At 74.2% G+C, this 16,920-nt stretch carries 15 protein-coding genes and 1 tRNA gene; 7 read left to right on the top strand and 9 right to left on the bottom strand.

Translation table 11 applies throughout. From position 1 onward, the window contains the following. The 3 genes from LG634_RS36610 to LG634_RS36600 form a co-directional block, all read left to right on the top strand. Positions 1–903, top strand: a 903-nt coding sequence (locus tag LG634_RS36610) for a PP2C family protein-serine/threonine phosphatase (RefSeq protein ID WP_226740748.1), incomplete at its 5' end; no start/stop codon positions are given. A 35-nt stretch (positions 904–938) separates the two neighbouring features. Further along, on the top strand, positions 939–2,264 hold the full coding sequence (locus LG634_RS36605; RefSeq protein WP_226740746.1) for a vWA domain-containing protein: 1,326 nt from the start codon (positions 939–941) through the stop codon (positions 2,262–2,264). 46 nt (positions 2,265–2,310) lie between these two features. Further along, positions 2,311–3,495 (top strand): FHA domain-containing protein, encoded by a 1,185-nt coding sequence (locus LG634_RS36600; protein WP_226740744.1) that lies wholly within the window; start codon positions 2,311–2,313, stop codon positions 3,493–3,495. A gap of 38 nt (positions 3,496–3,533) precedes the next feature. On the opposite strand, the gene LG634_RS36595 is transcribed toward LG634_RS36600, so the two are convergent. After that, positions 3,534–4,532: a methyltransferase domain-containing protein gene (locus LG634_RS36595; protein ID WP_226740742.1), complete on the bottom strand. Its 999-nt coding sequence runs from the start codon at positions 4,530–4,532 to the stop codon at positions 3,534–3,536. A 125-nt stretch (positions 4,533–4,657) separates the two neighbouring features. On the opposite strand from LG634_RS36595, the gene LG634_RS36590 reads away from it, so the two are divergent. Continuing rightward, positions 4,658–5,062: a globin gene (locus LG634_RS36590; RefSeq protein ID WP_308072756.1), complete on the top strand. Its 405-nt coding sequence runs from the start codon at positions 4,658–4,660 to the stop codon at positions 5,060–5,062. Between the two features lie 43 nt (positions 5,063–5,105). Here the strand turns inward: LG634_RS36590 and LG634_RS36585 are convergent, their stop codons facing one another. From LG634_RS36585 to LG634_RS36555, 7 genes are all read right to left on the bottom strand, one after another. Continuing rightward, entirely contained in the window at positions 5,106–5,810 is a 705-nt protein-coding gene (locus tag LG634_RS36585) for a DUF8010 domain-containing protein (protein ID WP_226740741.1), read from the bottom strand. Further along, positions 5,807–6,238: an acyl-CoA thioesterase gene (locus LG634_RS36580; protein ID WP_226740739.1), complete on the bottom strand. Its 432-nt coding sequence runs from the start codon at positions 6,236–6,238 to the stop codon at positions 5,807–5,809. Before LG634_RS36580 ends, LG634_RS36585 begins: the two co-directional genes overlap by 4 nt. Before the next feature lie 2 nt (positions 6,239–6,240). Further along, a complete protein-coding gene (gene ettA / locus LG634_RS36575; protein WP_226740737.1) occupies positions 6,241–7,905 on the bottom strand; it encodes an energy-dependent translational throttle protein EttA in 1,665 nt (554 codons plus the stop codon). A 134-nt stretch (positions 7,906–8,039) separates the two neighbouring features. Then, positions 8,040–9,398: a thioester domain-containing protein gene (locus LG634_RS36570; protein ID WP_226740736.1), complete on the bottom strand. Its 1,359-nt coding sequence runs from the start codon at positions 9,396–9,398 to the stop codon at positions 8,040–8,042. 68 nt (positions 9,399–9,466) lie between these two features. Next, the gene (locus LG634_RS36565; RefSeq protein ID WP_226740735.1) at positions 9,467–9,871 is read right to left on the bottom strand and encodes a single-stranded DNA-binding protein; all 405 of its coding nucleotides are present in this window, start codon (positions 9,869–9,871) and stop codon (positions 9,467–9,469) included. Positions 9,872–10,022: 151 nt separating this feature from the next. Beyond that, complete coding sequence (locus LG634_RS36560; RefSeq protein WP_226740733.1) at positions 10,023–11,819, bottom strand: GTPase; 1,797 nt, start codon at positions 11,817–11,819, stop codon at positions 10,023–10,025. Between the two features lie 4 nt (positions 11,820–11,823). Further along, positions 11,824–13,425, bottom strand: coding sequence for a dynamin family protein (locus LG634_RS36555; RefSeq protein WP_226740732.1), 1,602 nt, complete (start codon positions 13,423–13,425; stop codon positions 11,824–11,826). A gap of 293 nt (positions 13,426–13,718) precedes the next feature. On the opposite strand from LG634_RS36555, the gene LG634_RS36550 reads away from it, so the two are divergent. Beyond that, positions 13,719–13,791 (top strand) — tRNA-Arg (locus LG634_RS36550). A gap of 138 nt (positions 13,792–13,929) precedes the next feature. On the opposite strand, the gene LG634_RS36545 is transcribed toward LG634_RS36550, so the two are convergent. Next, positions 13,930–14,388 (bottom strand): GNAT family N-acetyltransferase, encoded by a 459-nt coding sequence (locus LG634_RS36545; protein ID WP_226740730.1) that lies wholly within the window; start codon positions 14,386–14,388, stop codon positions 13,930–13,932. A gap of 165 nt (positions 14,389–14,553) precedes the next feature. On the opposite strand from LG634_RS36545, the gene LG634_RS36540 reads away from it, so the two are divergent. Together LG634_RS36540 and LG634_RS36535 are read left to right on the top strand one after the other, a co-directional pair. Next, the gene (locus LG634_RS36540) at positions 14,554–15,279 is read left to right on the top strand and encodes a 4'-phosphopantetheinyl transferase family protein (protein ID WP_226740729.1); all 726 of its coding nucleotides are present in this window, start codon (positions 14,554–14,556) and stop codon (positions 15,277–15,279) included. A gap of 242 nt (positions 15,280–15,521) precedes the next feature. Continuing rightward, on the top strand, positions 15,522–16,814 hold the full coding sequence (locus LG634_RS36535) for a WxL domain-containing protein (RefSeq protein ID WP_226740727.1): 1,293 nt from the start codon (positions 15,522–15,524) through the stop codon (positions 16,812–16,814). Positions 16,815–16,920: the final 106 nt, after the last annotated feature.

Here is a 16,920-nt window from a genome sequence, read left to right as displayed (position 1 = left end):
CCGCCCGCGGCCGCCGGCGGCCGGACCTGCGTGGCCTGCCGGGCCGGCCGGGTGGACACCGACGGGTACTGCGAGCACTGCGGGCACGCCCAGCCGCGGGAGCGGGACCACATGGAGGAGGAGCTGGGCAGCGTGGCCGCGGTCAGCGACCGCGGGCTGCGGCACCACCGCAACGAGGACTCGTTCACGGTGGCCGCGACCAGCCTGCCGGACGGCTCCACCGCCACCGTGGCCGTGGTCTGCGACGGCGTGTCCTCGGCCAGCCGCCCCGACGACGCCTCCGCCGCCGCGGCCGCCGCGGCCGGCGAGTCGCTGCTGACGGCCCTGCCCCGCGGCACCCACCCGCAGCAGGCCATGCACGACGCGATCATGACGGCCGGCGCCGCCGTGAACGCGCTGGCCCCGGAGGTCCCGGGCCACCAGAACGCGCCCGCCTGCACCCTGGTGGGCGCCGTGTCCATGGGCGGGGTCCTGGTCATCGGCTGGGTCGGCGACAGCCGCGCGTACTGGGTCCCCGACGACCGCGGCGCCCCGTGCGCCCGGCTCACCGAGGACGATTCCTGGGCCGCCCAGATGGTGGCCGCGGGCCTGATGGGCGAGGAGGAGGCGTACTCCGACTCCCGCGCGCACGCCATCACCGGCTGGCTCGGCGCCGACGCGTACGAGCTCGAACCGCACACCGCCGCCTTCAAACCGGACCGGCCGGGCGTGGTGATCGTCTGCACGGACGGTCTGTGGAACTACGCCGAGTCCGCCACGGAGATGGCGCGGATCCTGCCCGCCGACGCCGCCGACCGCCCCCTGCACAGCGCCCGGGTGCTGGTCGGGCACGCCCTGGACGGCGGCGGCCACGACAACGTGACCGTTGCCGTGCTGCCGTTCCCCGGGCCGCCCCGGCCCTGAGGCGCACCACCGACGTTCTCCAAGGAGCCGCACGAATGGCCAATTTCGCCAAGCCCACGGCACCGCGCTTCGCTGTGGAGGTGTACCAGAACGCCTATCTGCCCGAGGGCGGCCGGGACGTCAGCGCCATCGTCACCGTGCAGTCCTCCGGCGGTGCCAGGCTGGCTCCGCGCAGCCAGGCCGGGCCCGGGTCCGCGGTCGTCCTCATGGTCGACTGCTCGGGCTCCATGGAGTACCCGCCCGAGAAGATGCGCAGCGCCCGGGAGGCGACCGCCGCGGCCGTGGACGCGCTGCGCGACGGGACGGCGTTCGCCGTGGTCGCGGGCACCCACGAGGCGAAGGACGTCTACCCGGGCGGGGGCCGGCTGGCCGTCGCCGACGCCCGGACCCGCGAGGAGGCCAAGTCCGCCCTGCGCCGGCTGGCCGCGGGCGGCGGCACCGCGATCGGCACCTGGCTGCGGCTGGCCGAGCGGCTGTTCGCGGGCACCCCGGCGGCCATCCGGCACGGCATCCTGCTGACCGACGGCCGCAACGAGCACGAGTCCCCCGAGGCGCTGGCCGCCGCCCTGGCCGCCTGTGAGGGCCGCTTCACCTGCGACGCCCGCGGGGTCGGCTACGACTGGGAGGTCAAGGAGGTCACCGGGATCGCGTCCGCCCTGCTCGGCTCGGCCGACATCGTCCCGGAGCCGGCGGGCCTCGCCGCGGACTTCACGCGGATGATGGAGCAGGCCATGGGCAAGGAGGTCGCGGACGTCGCGCTGCGGCTGTGGACCCCGGTCGGGGCGGAGGTGCTGTTCGTCAAGCAGGTCGCCCCCGCGGTGGTGGACCTGTCGGACCGCCGCGCCGAGGCCGGACCGCGGGCCGGGGACTACCCGACCGGCTCCTGGGGCGACGAGTCCCGCGACTACCACGTCGGCGTGCGGGTGGCGCCGGCCGGCCTCGGCCAGGAGATGCTGGCCGCCCGCGCCTCCCTGGTGCAGCCCGATCCGGCGGGCGGGACCGCCACCGTGCTGTCCCACGGCCTGATCCGCGCGGTGTGGACCAACGACGCGGCCGAATCCACCGCGATCAACCCGCAAGTGGCGCATTACACAGGGCAGGCAGAGCTGGCCGATGCCATCCAGGAAGGGCTGGAAGCCCGCAAATCGGGAGATTTCGACGGAGCGACGGCCAAGCTGGGCCGCGCCGTTCAGCTGGCGAGTGCATCGGGGAACGAGGACACTGCGAAACTGCTCGCAAAGGTGGTCGACGTCGTCGACGCCGCGGCAGGTACTGTGCGGCTGAAGGCGAAGGTTACGGATGCGGACGAGATGACTCTCGAAACGCGTTCGACGAAGACCGTTCGAGTGAAGAAGTCCTGAATTGCGGCCCGACGGGGGCCCCACAGGGAGAGGGGGAAGGGCCGACATGCCGACCTGCCCGAACGGACACCCATCGGTCTCCGACGACTGGTGCGAGGTCTGCGGCATCCGCATGGCGGGACCGGGCATGCCCGGCACCACGCCTCCCCCGCCGCCGTCCTACGGCGGCGGCGGGTACGGCTTCCCCCCGCCCGGGGGCGACGCCACCGCACAGGCCGAGCTCTGCCCGCAGTGCCGCACCCCGCGCGAGGCCATGGCCCCGTTCTGCGAGGAGTGCCGGTACAACTTCCTCACCCGCCAGGCCACCCCCTACAACCCGGTGGCTCCGCCGCTCGGCTCGCCCGGCCACCCGCAGGGCCCCGGCGGCCACCCGGGCGGCCCCGGCCACGCGCCCGGCGGCCCGCACGGCGCGCCCGGCATGAACGTGCCGCCCGGCTTCCCGCAGGGGCAGCCGCAGCGCCCGCAGGACCCGTACGAGTACCAGGGCTCGCGGCCCTCGCAGGTCAACCGGGGCGCCGAGCCGCTGGCCCCCGAGGGCGTCGCCGGCCAGCGCCCGCCGGGCCTGCACCCGAACGCGCCGGTGCTCCCGCCGCTGCCCGGTTTCGAGCAGCCCGCACCGCCGCCCCCGCACCAGCAGCAGCGCCCGCCGCAGCCCGCCCCGCAGCAGACCGGCGGGGACGACTGGATGCTCCCGCCGCCGGGCCGGCAGGGCGGCCAGCAGCCCTTCGCACAGCACCCGGGCCAGCCCGGCCCGCACGGCGGCCCGTTCCAGGGCGGCCACCCCGGGCAGGGCGCGGCCTTCCCCGGCCAGGGCCCGGCGCAAGGCGGCAGCTGGTCGGCGACGATCGGCCCGGACCGCAGCTACTTCATGGCGATGATGCGGCGCAGCGGCCCCGAGGCCGCCGGGCTCAACCTGCCCGCCTACGCACCCGAGCAGCACCTGCCGCTGACCGGCGGCCAGATCACCATCGGCCGCCGCCGGGTCACCACCGGCGAGGCCCCGTCGATCGACCTGTCGGTGCCGCCGGAGGACCCGGGCGTCTCCCACCAGCACGCCGTGCTGGTCCAGCAGCCGGACGGCAGCTGGGCGGTCGTGGACCAGAACTCCACCAACGGCACCACGATCAACGGCGGCGAGGAGCCCATCCAGCCGTACGTCCCGGTGCCGCTCGCGGACGGGGACCGGGTGCACGTCGGCGCCTGGACCACCATCACCGTCCGCCGCGGCTGACCTTCCGCACCACGTACGCCGGGGGCGCCCGGGCCGGTTCAGCCGGCCCCGGCGTGCTCCCCCAGCGGCCAGGCGTACGGCCCGCGGGGGTCGTCGAGCCAGGCCCACTGGCCCTCGGCGTCCACGGTCACCCCGAACCGCTCCCGGCCCGGCCGCCCCTCGTGCCGCCACAGGTCCAGCGCCTCGCGCGCCCCGAGCGCGCCGCCGGTGAGTGCCAGCATGAACTGGAAGCGCTCGTTCTCCAGCACCTCGTACGGCATCCCGCCCACCGGGTGGGAGCCGTGGTGCACCCGGGCGCCGCCGCGCAGCGGCACGAAGTACGCCGGCGTGTGCAGGAAGCGGCCCTCGGCGAAGGCGGCGTCCCGCACCCGCAGCGCGATCAGCCCGGTGGCCACCGGGGCCAGGATCCGCGCCCCGGGCCGGCACTGGCCCAGCCAGTCGTACGGAACCAGCGGCAGGGTGCAGGTGGCGATGATCCGGTCGAAGGGGGCCCGGGCCGGGCAGCCGCGGGCGCCGTCTCCGGTGATCACGGCCGGGTGCCGGTCCAGCAGCGCCAGGTGCGCCCGGGCGGTCTCGGTGATCTCCTCCTCCAGGTCGACCGTGGTGACCAGCCGGTCGCCGAGCCGGTGGCAGAGCAGCGCCGCGTTGTAGCCGGTTCCGGTGCCGATCTCCAGGACGGCCTGCCCGTCGTGGACGTCGAGGGCGTCGAGCATCTTCGCCATCAGGGACGGCTGGCTGCTGGAGGAGACCAGCTCGCCGTCGCGCACCCTGGTGGCCAGCGGGGCGTCCGTGTACACGCCGCGCAGCCAGCGGGCCTGCCGGGCCGGGTCGGGGTCCTCGCCCCACAGCCGCTCGTGGCCGGCCCCGCGGCTCTCGAAGAAGTACGGGACGAACAGGTGCCGGGGCACGGCGGCGAACGCGTCCCGCCAGGCGGGGTCCGCCAGCACCCCGGCGGCGGTCAGCTCCCGCACCTGCGCGGCGTGGGCGGTGGCCCTCAGGTCCCGCGCCCCGGCCGCGGGTGCGTTCCGTACGCCCATACGACCACTGTCACGCGCGGGCGCGCCGAAGGCGAACGCAGGCCCGGGGCACACCCGGCCGGAACAGGGGCACCGGGGGTCCTAGGACCGGAGTACTCCGTCCGGGTGTCTGAGACGATGGTCGGGTGAATGAGAATCCGCAGGGCACGGCCTTGGAGCAGACCTTCTACGAGCAGGTGGGCGGCGAGGAGACCTTCCGGCGTCTGGTCCGGCGCTTCTACCAGGGCGTCGCCGGGGACCCGCTGCTGCGCCCGATGTACCCGGAGGAGGACCTCGGCCCGGCCGAGGAGCGGTTCGCGCTGTTCCTCATGCAGTACTGGGGCGGCCCGACCACGTACAGCGAGAACCGCGGGCACCCGCGGCTGCGCATGCGGCACGCGCCGTTCACGGTGGACCGGGCGGCGCACGACGCGTGGCTGGCCCACATGCGCGACGCGGTGGACGAGCTGGGGCTCTCCGAGGAGCACGAGCAGCAGCTGTGGCGGTACCTGACGTACGCGGCCGCGTCGATGATGAACACCCCGGGCTGAGCCCGGGGTGTCGGGTGCCGCGCGGTCCGACCGGGGAGTCCGGTCAGACCGGGCGGACCTGGAGTGCGCCGAGCCCGCCGCCGGGCCGCCGGGTGGCGACGGAGCCGTACGGGGTGCGCAGGCGGAGCCACGACCCCGCGGTGAGCAGCGCCACCGGCTCGGGTGCGGCGGCCGCCATGGCCGGTCCGGCGGGCACGCCGGTGCGGACGGGCCGCAGGAAGCCGAGGGACTGCGCGGCGTGCACGGCGCGCAGCGGGAGCTCGGTGTCGCCCAGGGTGCGGGACCAGATCTCACGGCCGATCCGGTCGCGTTCGGCCCGGGTGCGCTGCGCGTCGGCGAGTGCCTCGTCCCGGGAGCGGAACTCGGCGACGGCCGCGGCGACCGCGGTCCGCATCGCGTCGGCGCCGGGCAGCCCGGGCACCTGCTGCCAGCCGCCGCGGGGCGGCAGCACACCGGCCCACGGCGGGCCGGTGACGGCGGCGGGCACCGGGGCGGTGCCCGCAGCCTCGTCGACGCCCTCCAGCAGTTCGCCGGCGGAGACGGTCAGGTCCAGCCGCGCGGGCTCGGCGAGCCGGGCCGTGCGGATGGCGAGCACCTCGAACGAGGGCGGGCGCCCGAAGACCGCGAGCGCACCCCCGCCCGCCTGGAGGCGGACGGCGGCCGCGCGGTCGTAGTGCACCAGCCGGCCCAGGAAGGCGGCGAGGTCCGCCGCCTCCCCGGCATCGGCGAAGCGCAGCAGGTCGGTCATGCCGCCCGCACCGAGGTGGCCGAGTCGTCCACGTATTCCTGGAGGAACATGCGCTCCTCCGCGGTGATCCGGCGCGGACGCTGGGATTCCAGGTCGAAGGGGACGACGACGGTGGACGCGCTGACGTACACCGTGTCCTCGTCCTTGACCTCGTAGGCGATGGTCAGGGAGGCCGCGCCTATCTTCGTCACCCAGGACTCGATGGTGACCGGCTCGTGCCGGTGCACCAGCGGCCGCTTGTAGTCGATCTCGTGCCGGGCCACGACGGACCCGCCCTGGAACGACTGCGAGCCGTTGCCCGGCGCCAGCCGGAACATGAAGTCGATGCGCGCCTCCTCCAGGTAGCGGAGGAAGACGACGTTGTTGACGTGCCCGAAGGCGTCCATGTCCGACCAGCGCAACGGGCACCGGTAGATGTGGCGGGCCATGATCAGCCTCGTGTCAGCTTCTTGTAGGTGGCGCGGTGCGGACGGGTGGCGTCCGGGCCGAGCCGCTCGATCTTGTTCTTCTCGTACGACTCGAAGTTGCCCTCGAACCAGAACCACTTCGACTCGCCCTCGTACGCCAGGATGTGCGTGGCGACTCGGTCCAGGAACCAGCGGTCGTGGGAGACGACCACGGCGCAGCCGGGGAAGTCGAGGAGCGCGTTCTCCAGGGAGGACAGGGTCTCGACGTCGAGGTCGTTGGTCGGCTCGTCGAGGAGCAGCAGGTTGCCGCCCTGCTTGAGGGTGAGCGCGAGGTTCAGGCGGTTGCGCTCACCGCCGGAGAGCACGCCGGCCGGCTTCTGCTGGTCCGGGCCCTTGAAGCCGAACGCGGAGACGTAGGCGCGGGACGGCATCTCGACCTGGCCGACGTTGATGTAGTCCAGCTCGTCCGACACGACCGCCCAGAGGGTCTTCTTGGGGTCGATGTTGGCGCGGCCCTGGTCGACGTACGAGATCTTGACGGTCTCGCCGACCTTGATGTCGCCGGCGTCCGGCTTCTCCAGGCCCTGGATCATCTTGAACAGCGTGGTCTTGCCCGCACCGTTCGGACCGATGATGCCGACGATGCCGTTGCGCGGCAGGGTGAAGGACAGGTCGTCGATGAGGACCTTGTCACCGAAGGCCTTGGAGAGGTTGCTGACCTCGACCACGATGGAGCCCAGGCGGGGGCCCGGCGGGATCTGGATCTCCTCGAAGTCCAGCTTCCGCATCTTCTCGGCCTCGGCCGCCATCTCCTCGTAGCGGGCGAGACGGGCCTTGGACTTGGCCTGGCGGCCCTTGGCGTTGGAGCGGACCCACTCCAGCTCTTCCTTGAGGCGCTTCTGGCGCTTCTCGTCCTTCTTGCCCTCGACCTTGAGGCGCTCGGCCTTCTTCTCCAGGTAGGTGGAGTAGTTGCCCTCGTACGGGTGGGCGCGGCCGCGGTCGAGCTCCAGGATCCACTCGGCCACGTTGTCGAGGAAGTAGCGGTCGTGGGTGACGGCCACGACGGCGCCCTTGTACTGGGCGAGGTGCTGCTCCAGCCAGTTCACCGACTCGGCGTCGAGGTGGTTGGTGGGCTCGTCGAGGAGCAGCAGGTCGGGGGCCTCCAGCAGGAGCTTGCAGAGGGCGACGCGGCGCTTCTCACCACCGGAGAGGGTGGTGACCGGCCAGTCGGCGGGCGGGCAGCCCAGCGCGTCCATGGCCTGCTCCAGCTGGGCGTCGAGGTCCCAGGCGTTGGCGTGGTCCAGGTCCTCCTGGAGCTTGCCCATCTCCTCCATGAGCTCGTCCGTGTAGTTCGTGGCCATCTCCTCGGCGATGGCGTTGAACCGGTCGAGCTTGCCCTTGATCTCGGCAACGCCGTCCTGGACGTTCTGCAGGACGGTCTTGGACTCGTCGAGCTTCGGCTCCTGCATGAGGATGCCGACGGAGTAGCCGGGCGCCAGGAACGCGTCACCGTTGGACGGCTGCTCGATGCCCGCCATGATCTTCAGGACGGTGGACTTACCGGCGCCGTTCGGGCCGACGACGCCGATCTTCGCTCCCGGCAGGAAGTTCAGGAAGACGTCGTCGAGGATCACCTTGTCACCGTGCGCCTTGCGCGTCTTGCGCATGGTGTAGATGTACTCAGCCAAGAGAAACCGTCCGGCAGATCGATGGGTGGGCAGATACACCCCATCTTGCCGTACGTCGATCCCCCGGCGGAAACCCGAAGGGCCGGGCCCCTTGATCACCGGGCGGTGCGGATCGCCCCCGGGGGCGGCGGTTCCTACCGGCCCGGGCCCTCCGTGGGCCGCTTGCGCAGGGCCAGGACGACGCCGGCACCGAGGACCACCAGGCCCACGGCCAGGGCGGCGATGACGGGGGTGGCGCCGGAGCTGCCGCTCGCCGCCAGCCGCTCGTCGTCCGAGGTGCCGGGAGCCTCCCGGTCGCCGGCCGGGCCGAGCTGCGGTGCGAGCGCGCCGGGCGCCGTGAGCGCCGTGGCGCTAGCGGCCGCGGACGGTACGGTCGCCGGGGCCTGCGCCCACACCGCGGTGGCGGTGGCGGCGGTGACGGACTCGCTGGACCCGGCCACGACCTGCGCCTGGTCGGCCGCCCCGCCGGTGAGCACCCGGCCGACGGGCACGCCGGTGGCGCCCTGCACGGTCACGGAGGCCGTCCCGTCGGTGGTGCCCGCGGGCACCACGAACCACAGCCGGGTGCCGTTGCGGGCCGAGGTCAGCGGGTCGCCGAGCTTGTCGACGATCCGCACCCCGTGTGCGACGGCCGCCGCGTCGGGGGTGACGGTGACGCTCTGTGCGCGGGTGTGCACGGTGACGGGTCCGATGAGGCTGCCGGCCTTCCCGGCAACCGAGCCGGGCTCCAGGCTCAGGGAGGCGGGCGGCTCGGCGGCCTTCCGGGCGGCCTTCTGGAGGTAGTCGGCCAGCTTCTCGGCGGCGGGGTCGGCCGCCTCCACCGGGACGCGGTCGGAGATCCGCCAGATGGCGACCTGGGTGCCGGCGGCCGCGGTCTCGGCGGTGAGGCCGCCCGCACCGGCGGCCCGGGCGAGCCCGGCGAGGTCGTTGCGCTGCGGGTAGGAGTGCTCCAGGATCCAGCGGATCCGGCCGGCGTCCTTGTTGCCGGCGAGCGGGCCGGCCGCCCACGGGGTCTCGGTGTACCGGGTCTCACGCTGCGCGAGGCTCTTGATGCCCAGGCCGTAGGTCTGGAGGGTGCCACCGCCGTCGACCCGCATCTCGTACAGCCCGGCGGGGATGGGCTGGGGGCCGCCGGGGCCGCGGAGGACCGCCTGTCCGGCCGTGGTGAGCCCGTCCAGGACGGCGCTGGTGCCGGCCTGCCGGTCGGGTGCGCCCACGGCCGCGGCGCTGCCGGCGCCGGCGGGCGCGGCGAGGACCGCCGCCAGCAGGGCCACGGCCAGCGGCCGCCGGGCCCCGGCGGGCGTCCGGGCGGTGGTGCCGGCAGGCGTCCGGGCGGGCGTGACGGAGGGCGTGGCCGCCCCGGTCCCGGCGCGGTCGAGGACCGCAAGCGGAATCGCGGCGGGGACGGTCGCGGCAGGCGGGTGCACGGCGGCCGGGCCGCCGGGGGCGGGAGCAGGAACAGCAGGAGGAACCGCGGGAACGGCAGCAGACACAGTCTTCCCCTTCGGGCCAAAGACCCACGTGCCCATGAGTACCGGGGAATCCTAGCGCTCTCGAACACTCAGACCACCGCCGCCTTCTGAGCTTCAGTCAGCGTCCCGTCGCCCCTCGGCATCCGGCGGAAAGCGGCCGTCCCCCGTGTCAGATCGTGGCCGACGGTCACCGCGTCCACCTCTGCGGAGACCCGGCGTCTGCCTTCCGCGGCCTCTTCGTCGCGGACCCGGAGACGGCCGTGGACCACGAGGGGTTCGCCGACCGATACGGATCCGGCCAGGTTGCACGCCAGCGCGCGTTTCGCCCAGACGGTGTAGAAGCTGGTGGGCCCGTCGGCCCAGGCCTGTTTCTGCCGGTCCAGATAGCGCGCCCGGACCGCGATCCGGAACCGGGCGACCGGCCCCGTCGGCGTCTCCCGGAAGTCGACCCGGGTCGCGGCGTGCCCCACCAGCGTCACCAGGGTTTCGTTCATCCCCCTCGCCCCCACTCCGTCCTCGGGAGGGGCTGCCGGCCGGTCCGCCCACGGCGGTGCCGGCCGGTCGCCCCCTCGTGTACGAGGGCCCCGGCCGAGCCCTCGCACACCATGCTGGACCGCTCCCGCGGATCCCGCTCGGACCTGTGGACTACCCGCCGGTTGTGGACAACTTGGCCACCGTCGCGTACTGCTCGCGCACCTCGCCGTACCGCAGGAGTTCGGCCGCGACGGGCTCCAGCACCTTGGCCCGGCCGCAGCCGGCGGCCGCCTGCCGGAGTCGGCTCTCGGCTTCCTGCCCGTACCGGCGGGCGGGTCCGCGGGCCGCGACCGAGCAGGTCCACTCGACCAGCGGGCCGCCGACGATCCCGGCCGCCATCAGCAGCACCGGCACCAGCAGCCCCGGCTCCAGCACCCCCGCGATCTGTCCCACCAGCCACAGCCCGCCGTAGATCTGAAGGAGGGTCATGGCGGCCTGGGCGAGCACGGCGGCGGGCCACCAGGCGGGCCGCGGCGGCTTCCCGGGCGGCGCGCCCGCCGTCACGGCCAGCTCGTCGAGCATCTCCGGGAGCCGGTCGGCGCCGCGCACCGCGGTCTCGCGGACCGCGAGCGCCCAGGGTTCGGGCAGCCCGGCGGCGGCTTCGTCGGCCACGGTCCGCACGGCCTGCTCGACCCGCTGACGGGCGGTCACCTCTTCTTCGGGCGGCGCTTCGGGGGCGCTGCCGCGGGCCAGCAGCTGGGCGATCCGATGCGGCGAGCGCCGGTTCTCGTACCAGCGCCACAGCCGCAGCCACGGCGTGCCGCAGGCCTTGCCGGCGTTGCGCCGCCAGGCGCGTTCGGCGGCGAGCCCGGCGGCGTGGGCGCCGACGGCCTCGGCGAGCCGGTCCTCGAACGCGGCGCGGGCGGCCTCCCCGATCTCGGGCCGGCCGCCGTCCGCCACGTACAGGGGCCGCAGGCGCAGCGCGGCGCGGTCGACGTCGGCGGCCAGCCGACGGGTGGCCGCGCCCCGCTCCTGGGTGAACTGGCCGATGACCTCGCGCAGCTCTCCGACCCCTTCGCCGGTGAGGGCGGACAGGCCGAAGACCAGGGCGCCGGGCTCGCCGTGCTCGCCGAGGGCCATGCCGTCCTCGTCGAGGAGCCGGCGCAGGTCGTCGAGGACGAGGTCGGCGGCGTCGGCGGGCAGCCGGTCGATCTGGTTGAGGACGACGAAGGTGACGTCGGCGTGGCCGGCGAGGGGCCGCAGGTAGCGCTCGTGCAGGACGGCGTCGGCGTACTTCTCCGGGTCGACCACCCAGATGACGGCGTCGACCAGGCCGAGGACGCGGTCCACGTGCTCGCGGTGGGCGACGACGGCCGAGTCGTGGTCGGGGAGGTCGATGAGGACGAGGCCGCGCATGGCCTCGTCGGTGTTGCCGGCGTCGCGCGGGCGGCGGCGCAGCCGGCCGGGGATCTCCAGCCGGTCCAGGAGGCCCGCGGCGCCGTCGGACCAGCTGCAGGCGATCGGCGCGGAGGTGGTGGGACGGCGCAGGCCGGTGTCCGAGATCTGCACTTCGGCGAGGGCGTTGAAGAGGGTGGACTTGCCGCTGCCGGTGGCGCCGGCGATGGCGATGACGGTGTGCCGGGGCGAGAGCCCGCGGCGGGCGGCGGCCTCGTCGAGGACCCGGCCGGCCTCGGCGAGGGTCTTGCCGTCGAGCCGGGTGCGGGAGAGGCCGACGAGCTGGCGGAAGGCGTCGAGGCGGACCCGCAGCGAGAGCGCTTCGGGGCTGGGCGGCGGGCCGGCGGGCGCCGGGGCCGGGGCGGCGGCGCCGGCGACGGCGCGCAGCAGGGCGTGGTCGTCGGCGTCCTCGGGGCCGTCGGGGTCGTCCGGCTCCTCGGCGGCCCGCCGGGCGATGAACCCGTCGTCCCAGCGGGAACGGTTGTGCTCCGGCTGGTCGGTCACTGCGGTCACCGCGTCACCTCTCCTTCTGCAGTACGGACAGCGCGGCGATCAGTTCGGCCTGCGGTTCCGGGGTCACTTCGAGGGCGTCGAGGGGGGCGAGCCGGCGGTCGCGTTCGGCTTTGAGCACCTGTTCGAGGTGGCTGCCGACCAGCTCGTTGCCGCGGTCGCGCAGCCGCAGCGCGCTCTGGGCGCCGATCCGCCGGGCCAGCCGTTCGCCGGCGGCGCGGGCCCGCTTGCCGCCGAGGAGGGCGGCCACGAGCAGGGCGGCGACGGCGTCGGCGTCGGGCGGGGTCTGCTGGTCGCTGCCGGCGACTTCCTCCTCGGCGAGTTCTTCGAGCACCCGCCGCCAGCGCCGTACGGCCATCCCGATCCGTTCGGCGGCCTCCCGGTCGGGAACGGGCAGCGGGACGGCGCCGGCGGCGGGTTCGCGGCGCCAGGCCTCGGCGATCCGCTCGTCGGCGGCGGCGACAGCGCACTGGATGAGTGCGGCGAGGCTTTCGGCGAGGGAGTCGAGGAGTTCGTCGGCGGTGGCGTCGAGGGGGTAGCCGCGCCAGCGGGTGAGGGCGTCGCCGGCGAGTACGGCGCCCTGGTCGAGCCGGGTCCGCACCCGCGTGCCCTCCCGCCGGTACGCGTCCTCCACGGCGGCGGTGAGGCGGACGGCGGCGGCGTGCTGGGCGGCGACGGCGGAGGCGAGTTCGGGCATCCGGCTGCCGAGCGAGTCGAGGACGCCGAGGGCGGTGCGGCCGACGGCCTGCTGGCGGGCGGCGGGGTCCTGGACGTGGTGGGCGAGCCAGGCCTGGAGGGGGGCGACGGCGCTGGCGGGCAGCAGTCCGCCGCCGCCGGTGGACTCGGGCAGTTCGGGGACGGTGAAGCGGGGCACCTCGCCGAGCCCGGCGCGGGTGAGCAGGGCGGCGTACTGGTGGGAGACCTCGGTGAGGACCTGGTGGGGCACCCGGTCGAGGACGGTGATCAGGGTGGCCTTGTACTGCTTGGCGGTGCGCAGCAGGTGCCAGGGGATGGCGTCGGCGTAGCGGGATGCGGTCGTGACCATGACCCAGACGTCGGCGGCGCAGACGAGTTCGGCGGCGAGGGTGCGGTTCTCGACGACGAGGGAGTCGATGTCGGGGGCGTCGAGGAGGGCGAGGCCGCGGGGCAGGGTGGCGACGGTCTCGATGCGCAGTTCGCGCTGTCCGCCGTCGCCGGGCGCGGGTTCGCCGTCGTCGCGTGCGGATTCGGCCTCGCCGTGCGGCAGCCAGACGCGCATCAGGTCGGGCAGCACGCGCATGCCGGCGAACCAGTGGTGGTCGTCGGGGTGGCAGACGAGGACGGGGACGCGGGTGGTGGGGCGGAGCACCCCGGCCTCACTGACCTGGCGTCCGACGAGCGAGTTGACCAGGGTGGACTTCCCGGCGCCGGTGGATCCGCCGATGACGGCGAGCAGGGGGGCCTCGGGAGCCTTGAGCCGGGGTACGAGGTAGTCGTCGAGCTGCGCGAGCAGCTCCGCTCTCGTCTGGCGGGCGCGGGGGGCGCCGGGCAGGGGCAGCGGCAGACGCACGGAGGCGACCCGGTCGCGCAGGGCGGAGAGGGCATCGATCAGCTGAGGCCGAACATCCAAGGTCACCACATGCGAAGAATGCCCAATTTTGTGTCCTTTTTGAAGCTTATAGACTCTGCGCGCGCCGACCGCCACCCCCGAACAGACACGCGGGACACAACGGACTACTGGGGCGACGGCATAACGACTGCACAACACCCGGCACCCGGCGGCGCAAAACCGCTGCGCGAATCGCACCTGCCTGCGATTATCGGGACCGCTTCACCGAACCTCCACATCGTGGCACGCGGGTGAAGCAGCCGGGACCAGGCAAGGGGAGCCCTATCCTTGACCCGGCTCACGGTCACCTTCCGGCCCCCGTAGCTCAGTGGATAGAGCAGGTGCCTTCTAAGCACTTGGCCGCAGGTTCGAGTCCTGCCGGGGGCACACCTTCCGTGCCTGATCCTTTCGTCCGCACGGGGCCCGGTCCTTCCGTCCGCGCGGTACGGACCCTCCGCTCGGGCGCGGCCCGCCGGTCCCCCGTGCGGCTGAATCCCGGCGAGGGCCCGGCGGCGGTCCGCGCCCTCAGATTCCCCGGGTCATGAACGTGCTCAGCGGGTCCGTCCGGTAGTCCGCGAAGGGCTCGCACGGCTCGAACCCGAACTTTTCGTACAGCGCCCGCGCCGGCGCGAAGAACTCCGCCGTGCCCGTCTCCAGGCTCAGCCTCCGGTAGCCCATCCGGCGGGCCTCCTCGATGAGGTGCGTCAGCACGAACGAGGCCACCCCGGACCGCTTGCGGCCGCCGGCCGTGCGCATCGACTTGATCTCGGCGTGCTCCTCGTCCAGCCACTTGAGGGCGCCGCAGCCCACCAGCGTGCCGTCCTCGTCGCGGGCCGACCAGAAGGTGACGTCGTAGCGCCGCAGCGCGTGCAGGTCGAGGGCGTGCTTGCTCTCCGGCGGGCTGACGGACCGCAGCTCGCGGATGTGCTCGTCCAGGAAGCGGGCTATCTCGGGGCCCGACAGGTCATCGACAGCTATCTCCATCGCGCCAGGCTAGAACGTACGGGCGGGCCGCGGCGGCGGAAACGATCAGCCGACGGGCACGGAAGCAAGGCTTCCGCGGCCGGGACCGGGCCCCGGACCGCCGGGATCGCGCCGAGCACCCAACCGGCCGGACTGACCTGGCAGGACGCGCATTACCCTCGTCGGATGGGCACGTACGAACTGGACGCAAGGAAGCCGGACACCGCGCAGCGGCCGCTCGGCGGTGCCGTGGCGCTCTGGCACCTGGACACCGACCGGCAGGCCGTCGGCGGGCACCCGGTCGGCAATGCGCTGCTCGACGACGCGGAGCGGGCCCGCGCCGCAGGTTTCGTACGCCCCACCGACCGGCACCGGTACCTGGCGGCGCACGTGGCGCTGCGGGTGCTGCTCGGCGGGTACCTGGGAGTGGCCCCGGAGCGGCTGGAGTTCATCCGCGAGGAGTGCCCCTGCTGCGGCGGTCCGCACGGCCGGCCGGCCCTGGCCCCGGGCGGCCCCGGCGGCGGGCCCGCGGACCGGCTGCACTTCTCCCTCTCGCACAGCGAGAACATCGCCCTGCTCGCCTTCTCCGGGATGCCGGTCGGGGTGGACGTCGAGGGGGTGCCCGGACCGGCCGTGGTCGCCGACCTGCTGCGGATGCTGCACCCGGACGAGACCGCCGAACTCCTCGCCCTGGCCGGGCCGGAGCAGCCCGCGGCGCTGTCCCGGATCTGGTCGCGCAAGGAGGCGTACCTCAAGGGCACCGGCACGGGGCTCGGTTTCGGCCTCGTCGAGCCGTACGTGGGTTCCGCCGCGGCCCCGGCACACACGCCCGGCTGGGTCCTCACCGACGTCTCCGCCCCGCCGGGCTTCTCGGCGGCGCTGGCCGTGGCGGCCGGGCCGCAGGCGGACTGACGGCCGCCCGACCACGACGGACGGCTGTTTTCGGCCGTAACCGGTTCCCCCGGAAGTCCCGGCCAAAGGGCGGCAGGGACACCCCGGCCTGATGGGACATCAATTTCTGTGCGCTTCCCGGCACAGCTGCTCATTGACTTCTCACCGGCGTGACGCGTCAATATCGGCCACCGCACCGGCTCGGCCTCCCCCATACATCGGGTGGGGGGAGGGGTTCGTCAGGACGAAGGAGTCGCGACCCAGTGAGTACGAGTTACCGACGAAGAATCCTCGCCGGGGCGGGGGCCCTGACCCTGGCGCTGACGGGTGGCGTGGTGGGTCTGGCGGGAACGGCTGCGGCCGCGACGACGACCACCCCCGTGTTCTCGGTGTGTGACGCACCGGCCCCGCAGCCCGACGGCTCGGGCAACCAGAACTACACGATCACGCTGCCGGACACGGCCAAAGCGGGCGACGTCGTGCCGATCACCATCGACCCGGGTGCCAGCCCGCTGGTGCCGAGCTTCTCGGTGACCACGGTGAACACCACCAAGATCACGCTCAAGGTCGGGTCGACCACCCAGACCGTTGTCAGCCCGCCGGAGACGGTGACGGTGGTGGCCGGGGTGCCGCTCGACCCGAAGGCGTTCTCCGGGACCATCACGGTGCCGGACGGCACCGAGGGCACCCGGGTGAACCTCCTGCTCGACCAGGCGGTCACCGACGCCGACCTCAGCGGCAGCATCTTCACCACCACCTGCGTGCCGCAGCCGCGCCCGAGCGCGTCCATCGGCTCGATCCAGGTCGAGGCCCTGCCCAAGGACCCGGTCACGACGAAGCTGACGCCCAACAGCGGCGGGCCGGACACCGCGGTCGTCGCCACCGGCGCCAACTTCCCGGCCGGACCGGTGACCTGCAAGGCGCTGCTGTCGGGTGCCGCGACCGGTGACACCGGCACCGGTTCCGCGGACGCCGCGGGCGTCGCGACCTGCAACATCACCATCACCAAGAAGGCCGACGCGGTCATCATCGACGGCTCCGTGCCGCCGGCGAAGGCCTTCAACTGGATCCCGCCGGCCGTCGGCGTCCCGCACCCGGTGGACATCGAGGTGCTGGCCGGACCGCTGACGCTCGGCCCGACCGGAGGGCTGCCCGCGCTGGACTTCGGCGCGGTCACGATCAACGGCAAGAAGCAGTCCGTGGTGGGCCAGTTCAACGCGGCCACCGTCCAGGACTTCCGCGGCGGCACCCTCGGCTGGGACCTCACGGTCACCCGTACGCCGTTCCTGAACACCACCACCGGGCACGCGATGGCAACAGCCCAGCTCGGCATCCAGCCGGTCTGCACCGTCACCAACCCGGACAGCCCGAGCGCCTGCACCGCGGGCACGCCCGGAGCCATCACGGACACCCCGCTGAAGGTCGCCTCCGCCGCTCCCGGCGGGGACGAGCTGACCGGTGGCGAGTTCGCCGTCGGCGGCGGCGCCATGATCCAGCTGCCGGCGTTCATGTTCGCCGACACCTACCAGTCGGTGGTGACCTTCTCGGTCTCCTGACCGGGCCGGCCGACCGTCCACCGCTCCACTGCTCCACCGCTCCACCGCAAGCGCTCCACCGGGTGGTGGGGGGGGGGGGCCCCCCCCCCCCCCCCCCCCCCCCCCC

The organism is Streptomyces bambusae, from assembly GCF_020532645.1.
Lineage (GTDB): Bacteria > Actinomycetota > Actinomycetes > Streptomycetales > Streptomycetaceae > Streptomyces > Streptomyces bambusae.
This window is presented reverse-complemented; position numbering and strand designations above follow the sequence as displayed.

Excerpts from the sequence above, each read along its gene's own strand:
- LG634_RS36605 (WP_226740746.1), top strand. The coding sequence starts at position 939 with ATGGCCAATTTCGCCAAGCCCACGGCACCGCGCTTCGCTGTGGAGGTG.
- LG634_RS36600 (WP_226740744.1), top strand. The coding sequence starts at position 2,311 with ATGCCGACCTGCCCGAACGGACACCCATCGGTCTCCGACGACTGGTGC.
- LG634_RS36595 (WP_226740742.1), bottom strand. The coding sequence starts at position 4,532 with ATGGGCGTACGGAACGCACCCGCGGCCGGGGCGCGGGACCTGAGGGCC.
- LG634_RS36585 (WP_226740741.1), bottom strand. The coding sequence starts at position 5,810 with ATGACCGACCTGCTGCGCTTCGCCGATGCCGGGGAGGCGGCGGACCTC.
- LG634_RS36580 (WP_226740739.1), bottom strand. The coding sequence starts at position 6,238 with ATGGCCCGCCACATCTACCGGTGCCCGTTGCGCTGGTCGGACATGGAC.
- LG634_RS36565 (WP_226740735.1), bottom strand. The coding sequence starts at position 9,871 with ATGAACGAAACCCTGGTGACGCTGGTGGGGCACGCCGCGACCCGGGTC.
- LG634_RS36545 (WP_226740730.1), bottom strand. The coding sequence starts at position 14,388 with ATGGAGATAGCTGTCGATGACCTGTCGGGCCCCGAGATAGCCCGCTTC.
- LG634_RS36540 (WP_226740729.1), top strand. The coding sequence starts at position 14,554 with ATGGGCACGTACGAACTGGACGCAAGGAAGCCGGACACCGCGCAGCGG.